The 17,159-nt window shown below is 52.6% G+C and carries 17 protein-coding genes; 4 read left to right on the plus strand and 13 right to left on the minus strand.

Going from position 1 to position 17,159, the window contains the following annotated elements; genetic code table 11:
• Positions 1 to 8 precede the first annotated feature (8 nt).
• Genes bcsA through bcsR form a run of 3 tightly spaced genes read right to left on the minus strand, consistent with a single transcriptional unit; the run spans position 9 to position 3,576 of the window.
• Positions 9 to 2,627, minus strand: a complete 2,619-nt coding sequence (gene bcsA / locus ACJHWR_RS09500) for a UDP-forming cellulose synthase catalytic subunit (RefSeq protein WP_000025855.1) — start codon at positions 2,625 to 2,627, stop codon at positions 9 to 11.
• Positions 2,624 to 3,376 (minus strand): cellulose biosynthesis protein BcsQ, encoded by a 753-nt coding sequence (gene bcsQ / locus ACJHWR_RS09505; protein ID WP_000279524.1) that lies wholly within the window; start codon positions 3,374 to 3,376, stop codon positions 2,624 to 2,626. The genes bcsA and bcsQ overlap by 4 nt, the downstream gene beginning before the upstream one ends.
• Before the next feature lie 11 nt (positions 3,377 to 3,387).
• Positions 3,388 to 3,576 (minus strand): cellulose biosynthesis protein BcsR, encoded by a 189-nt coding sequence (gene bcsR / locus ACJHWR_RS09510; RefSeq protein ID WP_001063314.1) that lies wholly within the window; start codon positions 3,574 to 3,576, stop codon positions 3,388 to 3,390.
• Between the two features lie 271 nt (positions 3,577 to 3,847).
• Between bcsR and bcsE the strand changes: the two genes are divergently transcribed.
• Genes bcsE through bcsG form a run of 3 tightly spaced genes read left to right on the plus strand, consistent with a single transcriptional unit; the run spans position 3,848 to position 7,283 of the window.
• Positions 3,848 to 5,419 (plus strand): cellulose biosynthesis c-di-GMP-binding protein BcsE, encoded by a 1,572-nt coding sequence (bcsE, locus tag ACJHWR_RS09515; RefSeq protein WP_001204946.1) that lies wholly within the window; start codon positions 3,848 to 3,850, stop codon positions 5,417 to 5,419.
• On the plus strand, positions 5,416 to 5,607 hold the full coding sequence (bcsF, locus tag ACJHWR_RS09520; RefSeq protein WP_000988308.1) for a cellulose biosynthesis protein BcsF: 192 nt from the start codon (positions 5,416 to 5,418) through the stop codon (positions 5,605 to 5,607). The genes bcsE and bcsF overlap by 4 nt, the downstream gene beginning before the upstream one ends.
• The gene (gene bcsG / locus ACJHWR_RS09525) at positions 5,604 to 7,283 is read left to right on the plus strand and encodes a cellulose biosynthesis protein BcsG (protein ID WP_000191584.1); all 1,680 of its coding nucleotides are present in this window, start codon (positions 5,604 to 5,606) and stop codon (positions 7,281 to 7,283) included. Before bcsF ends, bcsG begins: the two co-directional genes overlap by 4 nt.
• An 86-nt stretch (positions 7,284 to 7,369) precedes the next feature.
• Here the strand turns inward: bcsG and ACJHWR_RS09530 are convergent, their stop codons facing one another.
• The 5 genes from ACJHWR_RS09530 to ACJHWR_RS09550 all read right to left on the minus strand — a co-directional run bounded on the left by ACJHWR_RS09530 (position 7,370) and on the right by ACJHWR_RS09550 (position 9,412).
• Positions 7,370 to 7,477, minus strand: coding sequence for a type I toxin-antitoxin system toxin Ldr family protein (locus ACJHWR_RS09530; protein WP_000170736.1), 108 nt, complete (start codon positions 7,475 to 7,477; stop codon positions 7,370 to 7,372).
• 376 nt (positions 7,478 to 7,853) lie between these two features.
• Positions 7,854 to 7,961: a type I toxin-antitoxin system toxin Ldr family protein gene (locus tag ACJHWR_RS09535; protein WP_000170738.1), complete on the minus strand. Its 108-nt coding sequence runs from the start codon at positions 7,959 to 7,961 to the stop codon at positions 7,854 to 7,856.
• A 376-nt stretch (positions 7,962 to 8,337) separates the two neighbouring features.
• Positions 8,338 to 8,445 carry a type I toxin-antitoxin system toxin Ldr family protein gene (locus tag ACJHWR_RS09540; RefSeq protein WP_000170738.1) on the minus strand — a complete coding sequence of 36 codons (108 nt, stop codon included), beginning with the start codon at positions 8,443 to 8,445 and terminating at the stop codon, positions 8,338 to 8,340.
• Positions 8,446 to 8,821: 376 nt separating this feature from the next.
• Complete coding sequence (locus ACJHWR_RS09545; protein ID WP_001295224.1) at positions 8,822 to 8,929, minus strand: type I toxin-antitoxin system toxin Ldr family protein; 108 nt, start codon at positions 8,927 to 8,929, stop codon at positions 8,822 to 8,824.
• 375 nt (positions 8,930 to 9,304) lie between these two features.
• A complete protein-coding gene (locus ACJHWR_RS09550) occupies positions 9,305 to 9,412 on the minus strand; it encodes a type I toxin-antitoxin system toxin Ldr family protein (protein ID WP_001295224.1) in 108 nt (35 codons plus the stop codon).
• 475 nt (positions 9,413 to 9,887) lie between these two features.
• On the opposite strand from ACJHWR_RS09550, the gene ACJHWR_RS09555 reads away from it, so the two are divergent.
• Positions 9,888 to 11,159 (plus strand): aromatic amino acid transport family protein, encoded by a 1,272-nt coding sequence (locus ACJHWR_RS09555; protein WP_001307456.1) that lies wholly within the window; start codon positions 9,888 to 9,890, stop codon positions 11,157 to 11,159.
• 29 nt (positions 11,160 to 11,188) lie between these two features.
• Here ACJHWR_RS09555 and dppF read toward each other — a convergent pair whose 3' ends face one another.
• The 5 genes from dppF to dppA all read right to left on the minus strand — a co-directional run bounded on the left by dppF (position 11,189) and on the right by dppA (position 16,873).
• Positions 11,189 to 12,193 carry a dipeptide ABC transporter ATP-binding subunit DppF gene (dppF, locus tag ACJHWR_RS09560; protein ID WP_000107033.1) on the minus strand — a complete coding sequence of 335 codons (1,005 nt, stop codon included), beginning with the start codon at positions 12,191 to 12,193 and terminating at the stop codon, positions 11,189 to 11,191.
• On the minus strand, positions 12,190 to 13,173 hold the full coding sequence (dppD, locus tag ACJHWR_RS09565) for a dipeptide ABC transporter ATP-binding protein (protein ID WP_001196484.1): 984 nt from the start codon (positions 13,171 to 13,173) through the stop codon (positions 12,190 to 12,192). Before dppD ends, dppF begins: the two co-directional genes overlap by 4 nt.
• A gap of 10 nt (positions 13,174 to 13,183) precedes the next feature.
• Positions 13,184 to 14,086 carry a dipeptide ABC transporter permease DppC gene (gene dppC / locus ACJHWR_RS09570; protein ID WP_000084677.1) on the minus strand — a complete coding sequence of 301 codons (903 nt, stop codon included), beginning with the start codon at positions 14,084 to 14,086 and terminating at the stop codon, positions 13,184 to 13,186.
• A gap of 9 nt (positions 14,087 to 14,095) precedes the next feature.
• Complete coding sequence (dppB, locus tag ACJHWR_RS09575; RefSeq protein WP_000938855.1) at positions 14,096 to 15,115, minus strand: dipeptide ABC transporter permease DppB; 1,020 nt, start codon at positions 15,113 to 15,115, stop codon at positions 14,096 to 14,098.
• 150 nt (positions 15,116 to 15,265) lie between these two features.
• The gene (gene dppA, locus ACJHWR_RS09580) at positions 15,266 to 16,873 is read right to left on the minus strand and encodes a dipeptide ABC transporter substrate-binding protein DppA (protein WP_001222871.1); all 1,608 of its coding nucleotides are present in this window, start codon (positions 16,871 to 16,873) and stop codon (positions 15,266 to 15,268) included.
• Positions 16,874 to 17,159: the final 286 nt, after the last annotated feature.

Here is a 17,159-nt window from a genome sequence, read left to right on the forward strand (position 1 = left end):
CGTTATCATCATTGTTGAGCCAAAGCCTGATCCGATGGTTGTGCCGTTTCGCTCCGCTCCGGGCGGCGCGGAATAAACGATACAACCCAGGAAACCAGAGAAGTCAGCACACGGAATATGCCCTTCACCGAAGAAGGCGCAAACTCCGCCAGATGGCGGTAGCCACGGAAGCCGAGCTTCAGAATATCCAGCAGACTTTCCAGCGGCTTATCTTCCGGATAGCTGTCCTGCCAGAGCGCCCATGTATCCGCACGGGCAAACGTACACTGCACAAAATCGATATGTTGCTGGGTGGTGAGCGGCATTAATTTCAGCCCAACTTCATTACCCATCACGCGCGCCACCTGGGTCGGGAAGACGTATTCCTGCTGACCACGTTTAAGCAACAGATTCACTTTCTGCCCTTCCAGAATCTGCGCCTGACCGTTGATCTTGATCCCCAAACCACCGTCGGAGAAATCCTGAACGGTACACGAAAAGAGGTGACCATCTTCGCGGGCAATTGCCGCGGGCATCGTCATCTCCACGCGGTGCGATCGGCGTACCTGTTTGCTTTCTACCGATACCGCAACTGCGCCGCCAAGAACAATCAGGTTGTAGAACACCCACACCATACTGACGACCACGGTGAGCATCTCGGTTGGCGGGCCATAGAAGTAGCGCCAGATGCCTACCGCAACGCCCACCAGGTTGAGCAGAACAAGGAAGATGTAGGGCCGCGAGATCACCCAGTCGACGTACTCTTCTTCCACCAGTCCACCTTTGGCGGTGACGTTAAATTTGCCTTTGTGCGGGTTAATCAGCGCCACCAGCGTCGGTGGTGCGATATACCACGCCAGCACCGTTTCGTAGATTTCACTCCAGAAAGAGTGGCGATATTTGCCCTGGATCTTGGAGTTGGTCAGGCTGGCATGGATCATATGCGGCAGCACGAACAGGGCAATCATCAACGCTGGCGCATAGATGATGTAGGCATGAAGCAGCAGGAACGCCAGCGGCGCAGTCAGGAAGATCAGCCGTGGAATGCCCGACAAGAAGTGGAACATGGCGTTGACGTAACATAGCCGCTGAGCAAACTTCAGCCCTTTACCGGTGAGCGGGTTATCGAGACGGAAGATTTGTACCATCCCGCGCGCCCAGCGAATACGCTGACCGATATGCGCCGACAGACTTTCGGTCGCCAGCCCCGCCGCCTGCGGAATACGCATATACGCGGAGGTATAGCCACGACGGTGCAAACGCAGAGAAGTATGCGCATCTTCAGTTACCGTTTCGACAGCAATGCCGCCAATTTCATCCAGCGGTTTACGGCGAATCACCGCACATGAACCGCAGAAGAAGGTGGCGTCCCACATATCGTTGCCGTCCTGCACCAGACCATAGAACAGCGTGCCTTCGTTCGGTGTTTTACGGAAACGTCCCAGGTTGCGTTCAAACGGGTCCGGTGAGAAGAAGTGGTGCGGCGTCTGCATCATCGCCAGTTGTTTTTCTTTCAGGAACCAGCCCATGGTCATTTGCAGGAACGATCGCGTTGGTACGTGGTCGCAGTCGAAAATCGACACGAACTCGCCTTTGGCATATTTCAGCGCATTGTTGATGTTGCCCGCTTTCGCATGTTCATGAGTGGTACGGGCGATATATTTCACCCCCACGTTTTGCGCAAACTGGCGAAACTCTTCCCTGCCGCCGTCATCGAGGATCCAGATGTTCAGCTTGTCTTTCGGCCAGTCGATACCCAGCGAGGCGTAAATCGTATTTTTCACCACGTTGAGATCTTCGTTGTAAGTCGGGACAAAGATATCCACCGACGGCCACAGCGACATATCTTTCGGCAATGGCACCGGCTGACGATTCAGCGGCCATACCACCTGGAAGTAACCGAGCACCAGCACAATCCACGCGTACGTTTCGGCGAACAGCAGAATAAGCCCGCACACCAGGCTGACCGGATCGTCCCAGTTCAGCGTAGAGGTGTAGCGCCACCAGATATAACGGCAAGAAACGGTCAGCGACAGCACAATCAACATTAGCGCCGAGAAGCGCCCCGGCATCCGCCGTACGATCAGCGCTACACCCCACAGCAGCATCAGGAAGATAAACTGCGCCAGCGGGTTAAACGGCTGGGTAACGCAGATTAACGCCAGAATCAGCGAGAAGGTGACGATGATACCGAGGATCAACCGCCGCGCCCCGGCGCTCAAATGGCCGAGTTCTTTTTTCTCATCGAGATGCTGTGTTTTATGGCTAACGCGCTCAGGCAGCTCGTTCATCCATTGATGGTAACGTCCACGAATATTCTGCAGACCTGAAAATGTCCGCCTGCGCGGTTTCGGCGTTTCTTTGCGCGATGTACCGATCAGTAACCAGCATGTTTGAATGAGATAACGGACCGGGTCCAGCGGACGCGGACGCGAGGCGTTGATATGCGGATACAGGTTTTTATGTTCTGCGCGAATACGCTGCCAGCGCGGGTGCTCCAGCGGAATAAAAATCCAGGCCAGGATCAACCAAAAACAGCCGAGCGTCGCGCTGAAAGCCGACGCACCGTGACGACGATAATCGCGATAACGCCCGATAAGCCGCGCGTTGACCGGCGGGATAAGCAACCACCGGGTCAGGATACTCATGATGCACTCCCGACTGGCGTTTTCAGCCCGGAATAGTTCAACAGGCACCAGTTAGCCAGCGTCAGTATCTCTTCAGCCGCCAGCGCATCACTGCGGTATTCACCGACTGGTTGCTTAGCCGCCAGGCATTGAGCCATCGCTTCATCACGATGAATGAGTATTGGCAGTAATCGGCGCTGGCTTTGCAACCAAAGCTGGTAAATATCGTCCTGAACCTGACTGCCGATACGGAAGTCATTAATCAAAATATGCGCGCCATCCGGCAGCGCTTGCTGATGCAGTCGGATATGGCAGTTGGCATCCACATTGACGATTGCCAGCGAGTGATCGCACAAACTCAGCAGCTGGTGGGTTATCTGTGAGGCATCACGCGGTAAGTCAATTAAAATCCACTGGTAACGCCCGCTGGCTTTTAGTTGCTGTAAGCCGGAGCAAATATCGCTCAGCCGGGTTTGCCAGTGCTGTGGATTTTCTTGTTCTTCAATGGATAACTGACCAAAAGGCAGCAAATCGAGCTGCGAGGTATAGCGCAACCCGGCGTCACGCCAGTCCTGGCCATCCAGCATAGCTCTGGCCCAGCCCTGACGGTGGGTAAAATCAACGTTAAATGACAGGCGCAACAAGTTGTCCGGGCAGGCATCGACCACCAGGACATTTTCTCCCAACATTTGTAATGACCAGGCTAATGCGGCGGTGATGGTTGTTGTCCCCACGCCTCCCCGCACCCCCTGCAATCCCAGTACGGCCATTCACCAATCCCCTACTTTTGTTGCGCAAACTCTGCCAGCAACGGCCAGCGTTTTAATGCCGCGGCCAACTGTTCGCGTTGGGAAATATCGGCATAATCAATATCAGGCAGTGAAAATGCCTGCTTTAACGCCAAAATATCATTCTGGAAGATATAGCCTATCGCGGGATCAGGCAGAGTATCTGGTTCATTGTTATTCATTTGCTTGATCCCTATGAAATAACCGTACCGTTCATGAGACAATTCTAACCGTGAGCATTTCGCCGGTTTATTGTTTACGGCGAGACGGGAATGTGCTCACTTTTTGACTTTCCGTTACGCAACAGAAAAAGTTAAAAACGAAAAGACTAAAATCACATGTCTTGTGACCTGCTAAATTGATTCACATGCTAAATCTGATAAGTTTTAATTTCAATGGTAGGTTTATTTCTTAGCTTTCGCTAGTAAACTGATAATCAGACAAAATGTTGACATGAGGGACATTGTGGACCCTGTATTCTCTATCGGTATCTCATCATTATGGGATGAGCTGCGACATATGCCAGCAGGCGGCGTCTGGTGGTTTAACGTCGATCGCCATGAAGATGCTATCAGTCTGGCGAATCAAACAATTGCATCCCAGGCTGAAACCGCACACGTCGCGGTCATTAGCATGGACAGCGATCCAGCGAAAATCTTTCAATTAGATGATTCTCAAGGGCCGGGAAAAATAACATTATTTTCAATGCTAAATCATGAAAAAGGTCTATACTATTTGGCCCGTGATTTGCAGTGTTCTATTGATCCCCATAATTACCTTTTTATTCTTGTTTGCGCAAATAACGCATGGCAAAACATTCCTGCCGAGCGGCTTCGCTCATGGTTGGATAAAATGAATAAATGGAGCCGGCTAAACCATTGTTCGCTTTTGGTAATTAATTCCGGAAATAATAACGATAAACAATTTTCATTGTTACTTGAGGAATACCGTTCACTTTTTGGTCTTGCCAGTTTGCGTTTTCAGGGCGACCAACATTTGCTGGATATTGCTTTCTGGTGCAACGAAAAAGGGGTCAGCGCCCGTCAGCAGCTTAGCGTTCAGCAACAAAATGGTTGCTGGACATTAGTTCAACACCAAGAGGCGGAAATCCAACCACGCAGCGACGAAAAACGCATTCTGAGTAATGTTTCTGTACTTGAAGGTGCGCCGCCGCTATCGGAACACTGGCAACTGTTCAACAATAACGAAGTCCTGTTTAATGAAGCCCGTACCGCTCAGGCGGCGACGGTGGTCTTTTCTTTACAACAAAATGCGCAAATCGAGCCACTGGCCCGCAGCATTCATACTCTGCGTCGCCAGCGCGGTAGTGCGATGAAAATCCTCGTACGGGAAAATACCGCTAGCCTGCGCGCCACCGATGAACGTTTGTTATTGGCCTGCGGTGCAAATATGGTTATCCCATGGAATGCCCCACTCTCCCGCTGTCTGACGATGATCGAAAGCGTGCAAGGGCAGAAGTTTAGTCGCTATGTGCCGGAAGATATCACTACCTTGCTGTCAATGACCCAGCCGCTCAAACTGCGTGGTTTCCAGAAGTGGGATGTGTTCTGTAATGCCGTCAACAACATGATGAATAACCCTCTATTACCTGCCCACGGTAAAGGCGTTCTGGTTGCCCTACGTCCGGTACCGGGTATCCGCGTTGAGCAAGCCCTGACGCTATGTCGCCCTAATCGCACTGGCGATATCATGACCATTGGCGGTAATCGGCTGGTGCTGTTTCTCTCATTCTGTCGGATTAACGATCTGGATACCGCGTTGAATCATATTTTCCCATTGCCGACTGGCGACATTTTCTCAAACCGTATGGTCTGGTTTGAAGATGATCAAATCAGTGCCGAGCTGGTGCAGATGCGCCTGCTTGCCCCAGAACAATGGGGCATGCCGCTGCCTTTAACGCAAAGTTCTAAACCGGTCATCAATGCCGAGCACGATGGTCGCCACTGGCGACGAATACCAGAACCAATGCGACTGTTAGATGATGCTGTGGAGCGCTCATCATGATGACCATCAGCGATATCATTGAAATTATTGTCGTTTGCGCACTGATATTTTTCCCGCTGGGCTATCTGGCGCGGCACTCTTTGCGACGCATTCGCGACACCTTACGTTTGTTCTTTGCTAAACCTCGTTATGTTAAACCGGCCGGGACGTTACGCCGCACGGAAAAAGCCAGGGCAACCAAAAAATGACTCAATTTACGCAAAATACCGCCATGCCTTCTTCCCTCTGGCAATACTGGCGCGGCCTTTCCGGCTGGAACTTCTATTTTCTGGTTAAGTTCGGCCTGTTGTGGGCAGGATATCTTAACTTCCATCCGCTCCTCAATCTGGTGTTTGCCGCGTTTCTGCTGATGCCCATTCCGCGCTACAGCCTGCATCGCTTACGCCACTGGATTGCCCTGCCGATCGGCTTTGCTTTGTTCTGGCATGACACCTGGTTGCCTGGCCCGGAAAGCATAATGAGCCAGGGTTCGCAGGTGGCGGGGTTCAGTACCGATTATTTAATCGACCTTGTCACACGCTTTATTAACTGGCAGATGATTGGGGCCATTTTTGTTTTATTAGTGGCCTGGTTATTCCTGTCACAATGGATTCGCATTACCGTTTTTGTGGTTGCCATTCTGCTATGGCTGAACGTACTTACCCTGGCGGGACCAAGTTTCTCCTTGTGGCCTGCCGGTCAACCGACGACCACTGTAACAACGACGGGTGGTAACGCAGCGGCAACCGTTGCGGCGACGGGTGGCGCACCGGTAGTGGGTGATATGCCCGCACAAACTGCACCGCCAACAACGGCGAACCTTAACGCCTGGCTGAATAATTTCTATAACGCGGAGGCGAAACGTAAATCGACCTTCCCGTCTTCGCTGCCCGCTGATGCTCAGCCATTTGAACTACTGGTGATTAATATCTGTTCGCTTTCCTGGTCGGATATTGAAGCCGCCGGGTTGATGTCGCATCCGCTGTGGTCGCATTTCGATATTGAGTTCAAGAACTTTAACTCCGCCACCTCCCACAGTGGCCCGGCGGCGATCCGTTTACTGCGCGCCAGCTGCGGGCAGACTTCGCACACTAATCTGTATCAACCGGCAAATAATGACTGCTATCTGTTTGATAACCTGTCGAAACTGGGCTTTACCCAGCACCTGATGATGGGACATAACGGCCAGTTCGGCGGTTTTTTGAAAGAAGTTCGCGAAAATGGTGGCATGCAGACCGAATTGATGGATCAAACAAATCTGCCGGTTATTTTGCTGGGCTTTGATGGTTCGCCGGTTTATGACGATACCGCCGTGCTTAACCGCTGGCTGGACGTTACCGAAAAAGATAAAAACAGCCGTAGTGCCACGTTCTACAACACGCTTCCACTGCATGACGGCAACCATTATCCGGGCGTCAGCAAAACAGCGGATTACAAAGCGCGGGCGCAGAAATTCTTTGATGAACTGGACGCCTTCTTTACTGAACTGGAGAAATCGGGTCGTAAAGTGATGGTGGTCGTGGTGCCAGAACACGGCGGCGCGCTGAAGGGCGACAGAATGCAGGTATCTGGCCTACGTGATATCCCTAGCCCGTCTATCACAGACGTCCCCGTTGGGGTGAAATTCTTCGGCATGAAGGCACCACATCAGGGGGCACCGATTGTCATCGACCAACCGAGCAGCTTCCTGGCTATCTCCGATCTGGTGGTTCGGGTTCTTGATGGCAAGATTTTCACCGAAGACAATGTTGACTGGAAAAAACTCACCAGTGGGTTGCCACAAACAGCACCGGTCTCCGAGAACTCAAATGCAGTAGTTATTCAATACCAGGATAAACCGTACGTTCGCCTGAACGGCGGCGACTGGGTGCCTTACCCGCAATAAGAACGAAAAAGGCCGCAGAGTTTCACCCCTGCGGCCTGGTCCGGGCGCAACTTGCCATTACGGCAGCCTGACGCCCGCATGACACGTTACTTCCGCTTATTCAGCGAGTTCACGATCAGACTGGCAAGAATGCCAGCAATGACCGGAGCCGCTAAATCATGCCAGAAGGCCATGCCCAGTTCTGCGAGCGTCATATAGCCGCCTCTGTTGTAATGACAACGTTTCGCGGCTATTCTTGAGTTGTTAAGGTTCAAGATTAGCCCCCGTGATGTTGTCAGGTGCATACCTGCAACGTGCGGGGGTTTTCTCTCTCCAGCAACCAATGCCACCAGGGATTAAGCCCCCCGCAACATTGCGCCTCACCGGAACCCTTCCGGCTTGCCACTGATTCTACGACTGTTTTTCTGTTCCGGAATCCGTCACGTCTTCACTCTGTGCTGCGCATTCCGCAGAATATTATCCGCTTGCAACCGTTGCATTTTTCTTACGAAAAAGGCCGCAGAGTTTTATCCCTGCGGCCTGGTCCGGGCGCAAATTGCCATTACGGCAGCCTGACGCCCGTCTGACACGTTACTTCCGCTTGTTCAGCCAGTTCACGATCAGACTGGCAAGAATGCCAGCAATGACCGGAGCCGCTAAATCATGCCAGAAGGCCATGCCCAGTTCTGCGAGCGTCATATAGCCGCCTCTGTTGTAATGACAACGTTTCGCGGCTATTCTTGAGTTGTTTGGGTTCAAGATTAGCCCCCGTGATGTTGTCAGGTGCATACCTGCAACGTGCGGGGGTTTTCTCTCTCCAGCAACCAATGCCACCAGGGATAAAGCCCCCCGCAACATTGCGCCTCACCGGAACCCTTCCGGCTTGCCGCTGATTCTACGGCCATTTTTGTTCGTCGAAATCCATCACTTCTTCACTCTGTGCTGCGCATTCAGCAGAATATTATCCGCTTGCAACCGTTGCATTTTTCTTACGAAAAAGGCCGCAGAGTTTTATCCCTGCGGCCTGGTCCGGGCGCAAATTGCCATTACGGCAGCCTGACGCCCGTCTGACACGTTACTTCCGCTTGTTCAGCCAGTTCACGATCAGACTGGCAAGAATGCCAGCAATGACCGGAGCCGCTAAATCATGCCAGAAGGCCATGCCCAGCTCTGCGAGCGTCATATAGCCGCCTGTGTTGTAATGACAACGTTTCGCGGCTATTCTTGAGTGGTCTAGAGTCAAGATTAGCCCCCGTGGTGTTGTCAGGTGCATACCTGCAACGTGCGGGGGTTTTCTCTCTCCAGCAACCAATGCCACCAGGGATAAAGCCCCCCGCAACATTGCGCCTCACCGGAACCCTTCCGGCTTGCCGCTGATTCTACGGCCATTTTTGTTCGTCGAAATCCATCACTTCTTCACTCTGTGCTGCGCATTCCGCAGAATATTATCCGCTTGCAACCGTTGCATTTTTCTTACGAAAAAGGCCGCAGAGTTTTATCCCTGCGGCCTGGTCCGGGCGCAAATTGCCATTACGGCAGCCTGACGCCCGTCTGACACGTTACTTCCGCTTGTTCAGCCAGTTCACGATCATGCTGGCAAGAATGCCAGCAATGACCGGAGCCGCTAAATCATGCCAGAAGGCCATGCCCAGCTCTGCGAGCGTCATATAGCCGCCTGTGTTGTAATGACAACGTTTCGCGGCTATTCTTGAGTGGTCTAGAGTCAAGATTAGCCCCCGTGGTGTTGTCAGGTGCATACCTGCAACGTGCGGGGGTTTTCTCTCTCCAGCAACCAATGCCACCAGGGATAAAGCCCCCGCAACATTGCGCCTCACCGGAACCTTTCCGGCTTGCCGCTGATTCTACGACTGTTTTTCTGTTCCGGAATCCGTCACGTCTTCACTCTGTGCTGCGCATTCCGCAGAATATTATCCGCTTGCAACCGTTGCATTTTTCTTACGAAAAAGGCCGCAGAGTTTTATCCCTGCGGCCTGGTCCGGGCGCAAATTGCCATTACGGCAGCCTGACGCCCGTCTGACACGTTACTTCCGCTTATTCAGCCAGTTCACGATCATGCTGGCAAGAATGCCAGCAATGACCGGAGCCGCTAAATCATGCCAGAAGGCCATGCCCAGTTCTGCGAGCGTCATATAGCCGCCTGTGTTGTAATGACAACGTTTCGCGGCTATTCTTGAGTGGTCTAGGTTCAAGATTAGCCCCCGTGATGTTGTCAGGTGCATACCTGCAATATGCGGGGGTTTTCTCTCTCCAGCAACCAATGCCACCAGGGATTAAGCCCCCGCAACATTGCGCCTCACCGGAACCTTTCCGGCTTGCCGCTGATTCTACGATTGCTTTTTACCGTCAGCACCCGGCAATCTTCCTCATTGCGTGATGCATTCCAGCTTAATTTCTTTATTTGCAATAGTTGCAGTTCATATCCGGGCTGACTCCAGACTGGTAGTGAAATGCGCAATTTTGTAGAATTGCGCCTCCTCGCGACCTCCCCAGTGAATCTGTTGCCTCATTTTTTACATACTGCGTATTCGACTTCTCCACCTGTTGCGCAAGAGAAACTGGGTTTATTCATTTTTGCGAGGCCGACTTCTTTCTGGACAGGACTTTATGCAGCACAACACACTACCGAAACACGATCAGAAATTGCCGTTTACACGCTACGACTTCGGCTGGGTTTTATTATGCATAGGCATGGCGATTGGTGCCGGAACCGTGCTGATGCCAGTACAAATTGGCTTGAAGGGAATTTGGGTATTTATTACCGCAGCGATCATTGCTTATCCTGCCACCTGGGTAGTGCAGGACATTTATTTAAAAACCCTTTCTGAAAGCGATTCCTGTAATGACTACACCGATATTATCAGTCATTACCTGGGGAAGAACTGGGGAATTTTCCTCGGGGTTATCTACTTTTTGATGATTATCCACGGGATTTTTATCTACTCTCTCTCCGTGGTTTTCGACAGCGCCTCGTACCTGAAAACCTTCGGTTTAACCGATGCCGATCTTTCACAATCTCTACTTTATAAAGTCGCCATTTTCGCCGTACTGGTGGCAATTGCGTCTGGTGGTGAACGATTACTGTTTAAGATTTCCGGGCCAATGGTGGTGGTCAAAGTAGGGATTATCGTCGTGTTCGGTTTTGCGATGATCCCGCACTGGAATTTCGCCAATATAACCGCCTTCCCGCAAGCCTCCGTCTTTTTCCGCGATGTCCTGCTTACCATTCCCTTTTGCTTCTTTTCTGCGGTATTTATTCAGGTACTTAACCCAATGAATATTGCCTATCGTAAACGGGAAGCGGATAAAGTACTGGCAACCCGGCTCGCGCTGCGTACCCACCGAATTAGTTATGTCACGCTCATCGCGGTGATCCTGTTTTTTGCCTTTTCGTTTACCTTCTCAATTAGCCACGAAGAAGCCGTTTCTGCCTTTGAACAAAATATCTCGGCACTGGCACTGGCCGCGCAGGTGATCCCTGGGCATATCATTCATATCACCTCTACGGTGCTGAATATCTTTGCCGTACTGACCGCATTCTTTGGCATTTATCTCGGTTTCCACGAGGCCATTAAAGGCATTATTCTCAATCTGTTAAGCCGAATTATTGATACCAAGAAAATTAATTCACGCGTGCTGACTCTGGCGATCTGCGCTTTTATCGTCATTACGTTGACGATTTGGGTTTCGTTTCGTGTATCGGTGCTGGTGTTCTTTCAGTTGGGAAGCCCGTTATATGGCATTGTGTCGTGCCTCATTCCGTTTTTCCTGATCTATAAAGTCGCACAACTGGAAAAACTTCGCGGATTTAAAGCCTGGCTGATTCTGCTTTACGGCATTTTGCTATGCTTGTCGCCACTGTTGAAGCTGATTGAGTAAACCGGAGCGCACGGCCCCGGTTTTGTGAGTTAACGCTGCGGATTTTCATCCTGATCAACAGCAAAACAAGCTACCAGTTGACCGCCGTAGTCTTTTAGCTGCGGCTGCAACTGGGTGCAGGGGCCGAAGCGCCGACGACAGCGGGCGTTGAAGGCGCAACCCGGCGGTGGATTGAGCGGGCTTGGCAGTTCACCGGTGAGCTTGATGCGCTCGCGGCGATCGTCCGGGTTCAGGCGCGGCGTCGCGGAGAGTAGCGCCTGAGTGTACGGATGACGCGGGTTATTGAAGATTTGGTCCTTCGTTCCCTTCTCCACGCAGCGGCCCAGGTACATCACCATCACTTCATCGGCAATGTGCTCAACCACTGACAGGTCGTGGGAGATAAAGACATAAGACAGCCCCAACTCCTGCTGCAAATCCATCATCAGATTCAGCACCTGCGCACGCACTGAGACGTCCAGCGCGGAAACCGGCTCATCGGCAATCACCACATCCGGGTCGAGCATCAGACCACGGGCAATGGCGATACGCTGACGCTGACCGCCGGAGAACATATGCGGATAGCGGTCGTAATGCTCGGTTTTCAGGCCGACTTTCGCCATCATCGACAGGGCTTTTTCCCGACGCTGATCTTTGCTTAAGCTGGTATTAATAAGCAGCGGCTCTTCAAGAATTTGCCCAACTTTTTTACGCGGATTTAGCGAACCATAGGGATTCTGAAAGACGATCTGGATTTTCTGCCGACGCAACTTCTGCGCCTGCGGATCGTGCTTGAGCAGATCCTGCCCCTGGTAATACAGCTCACCACCGGTGGGCGTTTCGATCATCGTCAGTAACCGACCGAGGGTCGATTTACCGCAGCCAGATTCACCTACTACTGCCAGCGTTTTGCCACGTTCAAGGTTAAACGAAACGCCGTCCAGCGCCTTCACCAGACGTTCCGGCGCGAACATACCTTTCTTCACCGGATAATGTTTTTTCAGGTCGATAGCCTGCAACAGCGGTTGTTGCGAGGTGGCCTCTTGCGTACTCATAGTGTCGGCCTCCCGGCATCATCAAGTGGGTAGTGGCATTTGGACTGACGCCCGTCAGCGAGCATATTCAGCGCCGGTTCTTCAGCGCGGCATTTGTCAGTGGCGTAGGGACAGCGCGGGTTAAGCAGGCAGCCGTTCGGACGGTCATACTTGCCGGGAACAACACCTGGCAACGACGCCAGACGTTCTTTATCCTGAGCAAATTCCGGCAGCGCACGCAGCAATGCCTGAGTATACGGGTGACGCGGCGCATGGAAGATGGCGTGCGCATCGCCCGTTTCCACCACCTGACCTGCATACATCACGATGATTTTATGTGCCGCTTCCGCCACCAGCGCCAGGTCATGGGTAATTAACACCAGCGCCATGTTCTCTTTCTGCTGTAGCTCCAGCAGTAGTTCAATGATTTGCGCCTGAATGGTCACGTCCAGCGCAGTGGTTGGTTCATCGGCAATCAGCAGTTTTGGCCGACAGGCAATCGCCATGGCGATCATCACGCGCTGGCTCATGCCGCCGGAAAGCTGATGCGGGTAAACATCCAGACGCGATGCCGGATCGGGAATACCGACCTGATTCAGCAGGTCAATCGCCCGCTGACGGCGGGTACTTTTGTTGCCGCCCTGATGCACCTTAATCGCTTCCATAATCTGGAAACCCACGGTGTAGCACGGGTTAAGGCTGGTCATCGGGTCCTGGAAGATCATCGCCACTTCGGCACCCACCAGGTTGCGGCGCTCTTTTTCTGAGATACGCTGTAAATCCTGACCGTTAAACTCCAGCTTTTCCGCCATTACGCGGCCCGGATAATCAATCAGCCCCATAATCGCCAGCGAACTGACCGATTTACCAGAGCCGGACTCACCCACAATCCCGACTACTTCGCCCTGTTTTACGCTGTAGCTGATGCGGTCTACGGCGCGGAACGGTGCGCTTTCGTCGCCGAAATGCACCGATAATTTATCTACATTTAATAACGCCATCTCGAACCTCTTACTGCTTCAGTTTGGGATCGAGCGCGTCACGCAGACCGTCACCCATCAGGTTAAATGCCAGCACCGTCAGCAGGATCGCCAGACCCGGGAAGGTCACGACCCACCAGGCGCTTTGCGCGAACTGCAACACGTCAGAGAGCATGGTGCCCCACTCCGGCGTTGGCGGCTGCGCCCCCATGCCGAGGAAGCCAAGGGCGGCCATATCGAGAATAGCGTTAGAGAAACCGAGCGACGCCTGAACAATCAGCGGCGCAAGGCAGTTCGGGAAGATGTTAATAAACATCTGGCGCATTGCCCCGGCACCCGCCACGCGAGACGCGGTGACGTAATCGCGGTTAACTTCCACCAGCACGGCGGCGCGGGTTAAGCGCACATAATGCGGCAGCGCAACGAAGGTTAGCGCCAGCGCGGCGTTACCAATCGACGGGCCGAAAATCGCCACCAGCACCAGTGCCAGCAGTAGACTTGGCAGCGCCAGCATGATATCGACCACGCGCATGATGATGTTATCGACCAGACCGCCAAAGTAACCAGCGATCAGGCCGAGAATAACGCCCATAATCAGCGATAACACCACTACCAGACAGCCAACCAGCAGCGACAAGCGCGCGCCGTACATCAGCCGCGACAGCACATCACGCCCCACGTCATCAGTGCCCAGCAAGTGCGCCATGCTGCCGCCTTCCTGCCAGGCTGGCGGGGCGAGCAGTGCATCGCGGAACTGTTCCGCCGGGTTATAGGGTGCAATCCAGTTGGCAAAGATCGCGATAAACAGCACGATGACGACGTAAACCAGCCCGACAACCGCGCCTTTGTTGCGTTTAAAATAGTGCCAGAACTCCTGTAACGGGGTCATCGGCACCGGTGCGCTAATCACTTTATTTTCAGTAACCTGTGACATGATGTCCCCTTACTTCTTATGACGAATACGCGGGTTCACCACGCCGTACAGCAAATCGACCAGCAGGTTGACGAGGATAATCATCGTCGCCACCAGCAATACGCCGCCCTGCACTACCGGATAATCGCGGCGTTGCAGTGCGTCAATCAACCAACGCCCCAGACCGGGCCACGAGAAGATGGTTTCAGTCAGAATCGCCCCCGCCAGCAATGTTCCCACCTGCAGGCCGATAACGGTCACCACCGGCAGCATCGCGTTACGCAGCGCATGGACGATAATCACCCGCATCCGGGTAAGACCTTTGGCACGCGCGGTGCGGATATAATCTTCGCCCAGCACTTCCAGCATCGAGGAGCGCGTCATACGCACAATGACCGCCAGCGGGATGGTACCCAGCACAATGGCGGGTAGGATCATATGGGCGACGGCATCGATAAAGTTACCGTCTTCACCCCAGATGGCGGTGTCGATCAGCATAAAACCGGTTAACGGATTGGAATCATCGAGGAACACCATGTCGCTCACACGACCGGAGACAGGCGTCAGGTTCCAGTGCACCGAAACCAGCATGATCAGCATCATGCCCCACCAGAAAATTGGCATCGAGTAGCCGGTCAGCGCCAGGCCAACCGCTGTGTGATCGAAAATGGAACCACGTTTAACCGCAGCCAGCACACCAACCGGAATACCGACTGCCGTCGCAAAAATCATCGCGCAGACGCCAAGTTCCAGCGTAGCCTGAAAGCGCGGCACGAACTCTTCCCATACCGGAATTCGGCTTTTCATGGAAATGCCTAAATCACCGTGCATTACGCCCCAAATGTAATGGAGATACTGCTGCCACATCGGTTTATCTAAGCCGAGTTCAGCCAGCAATTGCGCGTGACGCTCTGGGGAGATCCCACGCTCGCCCGCCATGATCATCACCGGATCGCCCGGGATCATGTGGACAAAGGCAAATGTGAGAAGGGTAATACCGATAAACGTGGGGATGACGAGTCCCAAACGTCGGAGAATAAACTGCAACATAACCCGGATTCTCTATAATGACCCGCAGCCTGGAACTGCGTGTCTGTATTGCTCACAAATCAATTCCCGCCCTTGTGGGACAGGGAATGAAGTATTGCTGCCGGATGGCGCTGCACGCAGAGGCACAGCGCCACCGGGTATGGCTTTTAATTATTCGATAGAGACATTTTCGAAGTGATGTTTGCCTAATGGATCAACCACATAGCCTTTAACTTCTTTGCGTACCGGTTCAAACACGGTGGAGTGAGCGATGATCAGTGCCGGAGCCTGATCGTGCATCACGACCTGTGCTTGTTTGTACAGTTCAACACGTTTATTGTGGTCGTCGGTAGCACGCGCCGGTTGAATCAGATCTTCAAACGGTTTGTAGCACCATTTTGAGTAGTTGGAGCCTTGTTCAGAGGCGGCGCAGCTGAACAGGGTGGCGAAGAAGTTATCCGGATCCCCGTTATCGCCAGTCCAGCCCATCATTACCGTCTGATGCTCGCCATCTTTCGCACGCTTGAGGTACTCACCCCATTCGTAGGTGACGATTTTGGCCTGCACGCCGACTTTCGCCCAGTCTGCCTGAATCATCTCCGCCATGCGGCGAGCGTTCGGGTTATACGGACGTTGTACCGGCATTGCCCACAAGTCGATGGAGAAACCTTTTTCCAGACCCGCTTCTTTCAGCAAGGCTTTCGCTTTTTCAGGATCGTAAGTGTAGTCCTGAACGTCGTCGTTATAGCCCCACATGGTTGGCGGGATCAGGTTTTTCGCTGATACGCCCGCGCCCTGATAAACTGCTTTGATGATGGCGTCTTTGTTCACCGCGTAGGTCAGAGCCTGGCGAACTTTCACGTCATCCAGTGGTTTTTTCTGCACGTTATACGAGAGATAACCGACATTCAGCCCCGGCATTTCCATCAGGTTGATGGATTTATCCTGCTTCATGCGGGCGATATCTGCCGGGTTCGGGTACGGCATCACCTGGCATTCGTTCTTCTGCAATTTCGCGTAACGCACGGAAGCGTCAGGAGTAATAGAGAAGACCAGCGTATCGATCTTCGGTTTGGTGCCCCAGTAGCCATCAAACGCTTTATAGCGAATACGGGAATCTTTCTGGTACTGCTGTAACTGGAACGGGCCGGTACCGATTGGGTTGAGATCCAGTTTTTCCGGTGTACCGGCTTTCATCATCGCGTCAGCATATTCTTTTGACAGAATAGAGGCGAAGTCCATTGCCAGGTCAGCGAGGAACGGCGCTTCCGGGCGAGTCAGCACAAACTGAACGGTGTTATCGTCCACCTTTTTCACTTCGCTGATCAGCTCCGGCAAGCCCATGCCTTCAAAGTATTCGTAGCTGCCGCCAGAAACTTTATGGTACGGGTTTTGCGCGTTTTTCTGACGATCGAACGAGAACACCACGTCATCGGCGTTCAGTTCGCGCGTCGGTTTGAATTCTTTATTGTCGTGCCACTTCACACCTTTACGCAGATGGAAGGTATAGGTTTTACCGTCTTCGCTGACTTCCCACTTTTCAGCGAGGCCCGGGATCACTTCGGTGGTGCCGATTTTAAATTCAACCAGGCGGTTATAAAGCGGTACGGAAGAGGCGTCATAGGTGGTACCGGAGGTAAACAGCTGCGGGTTAAACCCTTCCGGAGATCCTTCTGAGCAATAAACCAGAGTTTTAGCCTGAACACTTGCTGCGACGGTCATAGCCACCAGGCTGAGACCAAGCTTCAGCATCCCTGACTTTTTCAAGGAAATACGCATTATTCTGCTCCAATTGTGATGTTTGTTGTTTTAACCCTTTGCAGTGGGTTGTCGCTGCCTGACCTTTTTTGTTTTTTGCCCGGTCGGGTCAACGTTATGAGGTGGGGATGCCGTACTAATTAACATCAGTGTAACAGTGCGGATCCTCCATAAAATGCCCCTCGTGACCTACAATCTGTCAACAGAATGTGAAAACGTCAATACAGCCAACCGGGATTTACACCAACGGTGAGAATCCACAAACAAAGATTAAAAAAACTTCAAACAGCTATTTGCAGCAGAGAAA

Origin of the sequence: Escherichia sp. WS568, assembly GCF_046486085.1 — a bacterium.
Classification (GTDB): Bacteria; Pseudomonadota; Gammaproteobacteria; order Enterobacterales; family Enterobacteriaceae; genus Escherichia; species Escherichia coli.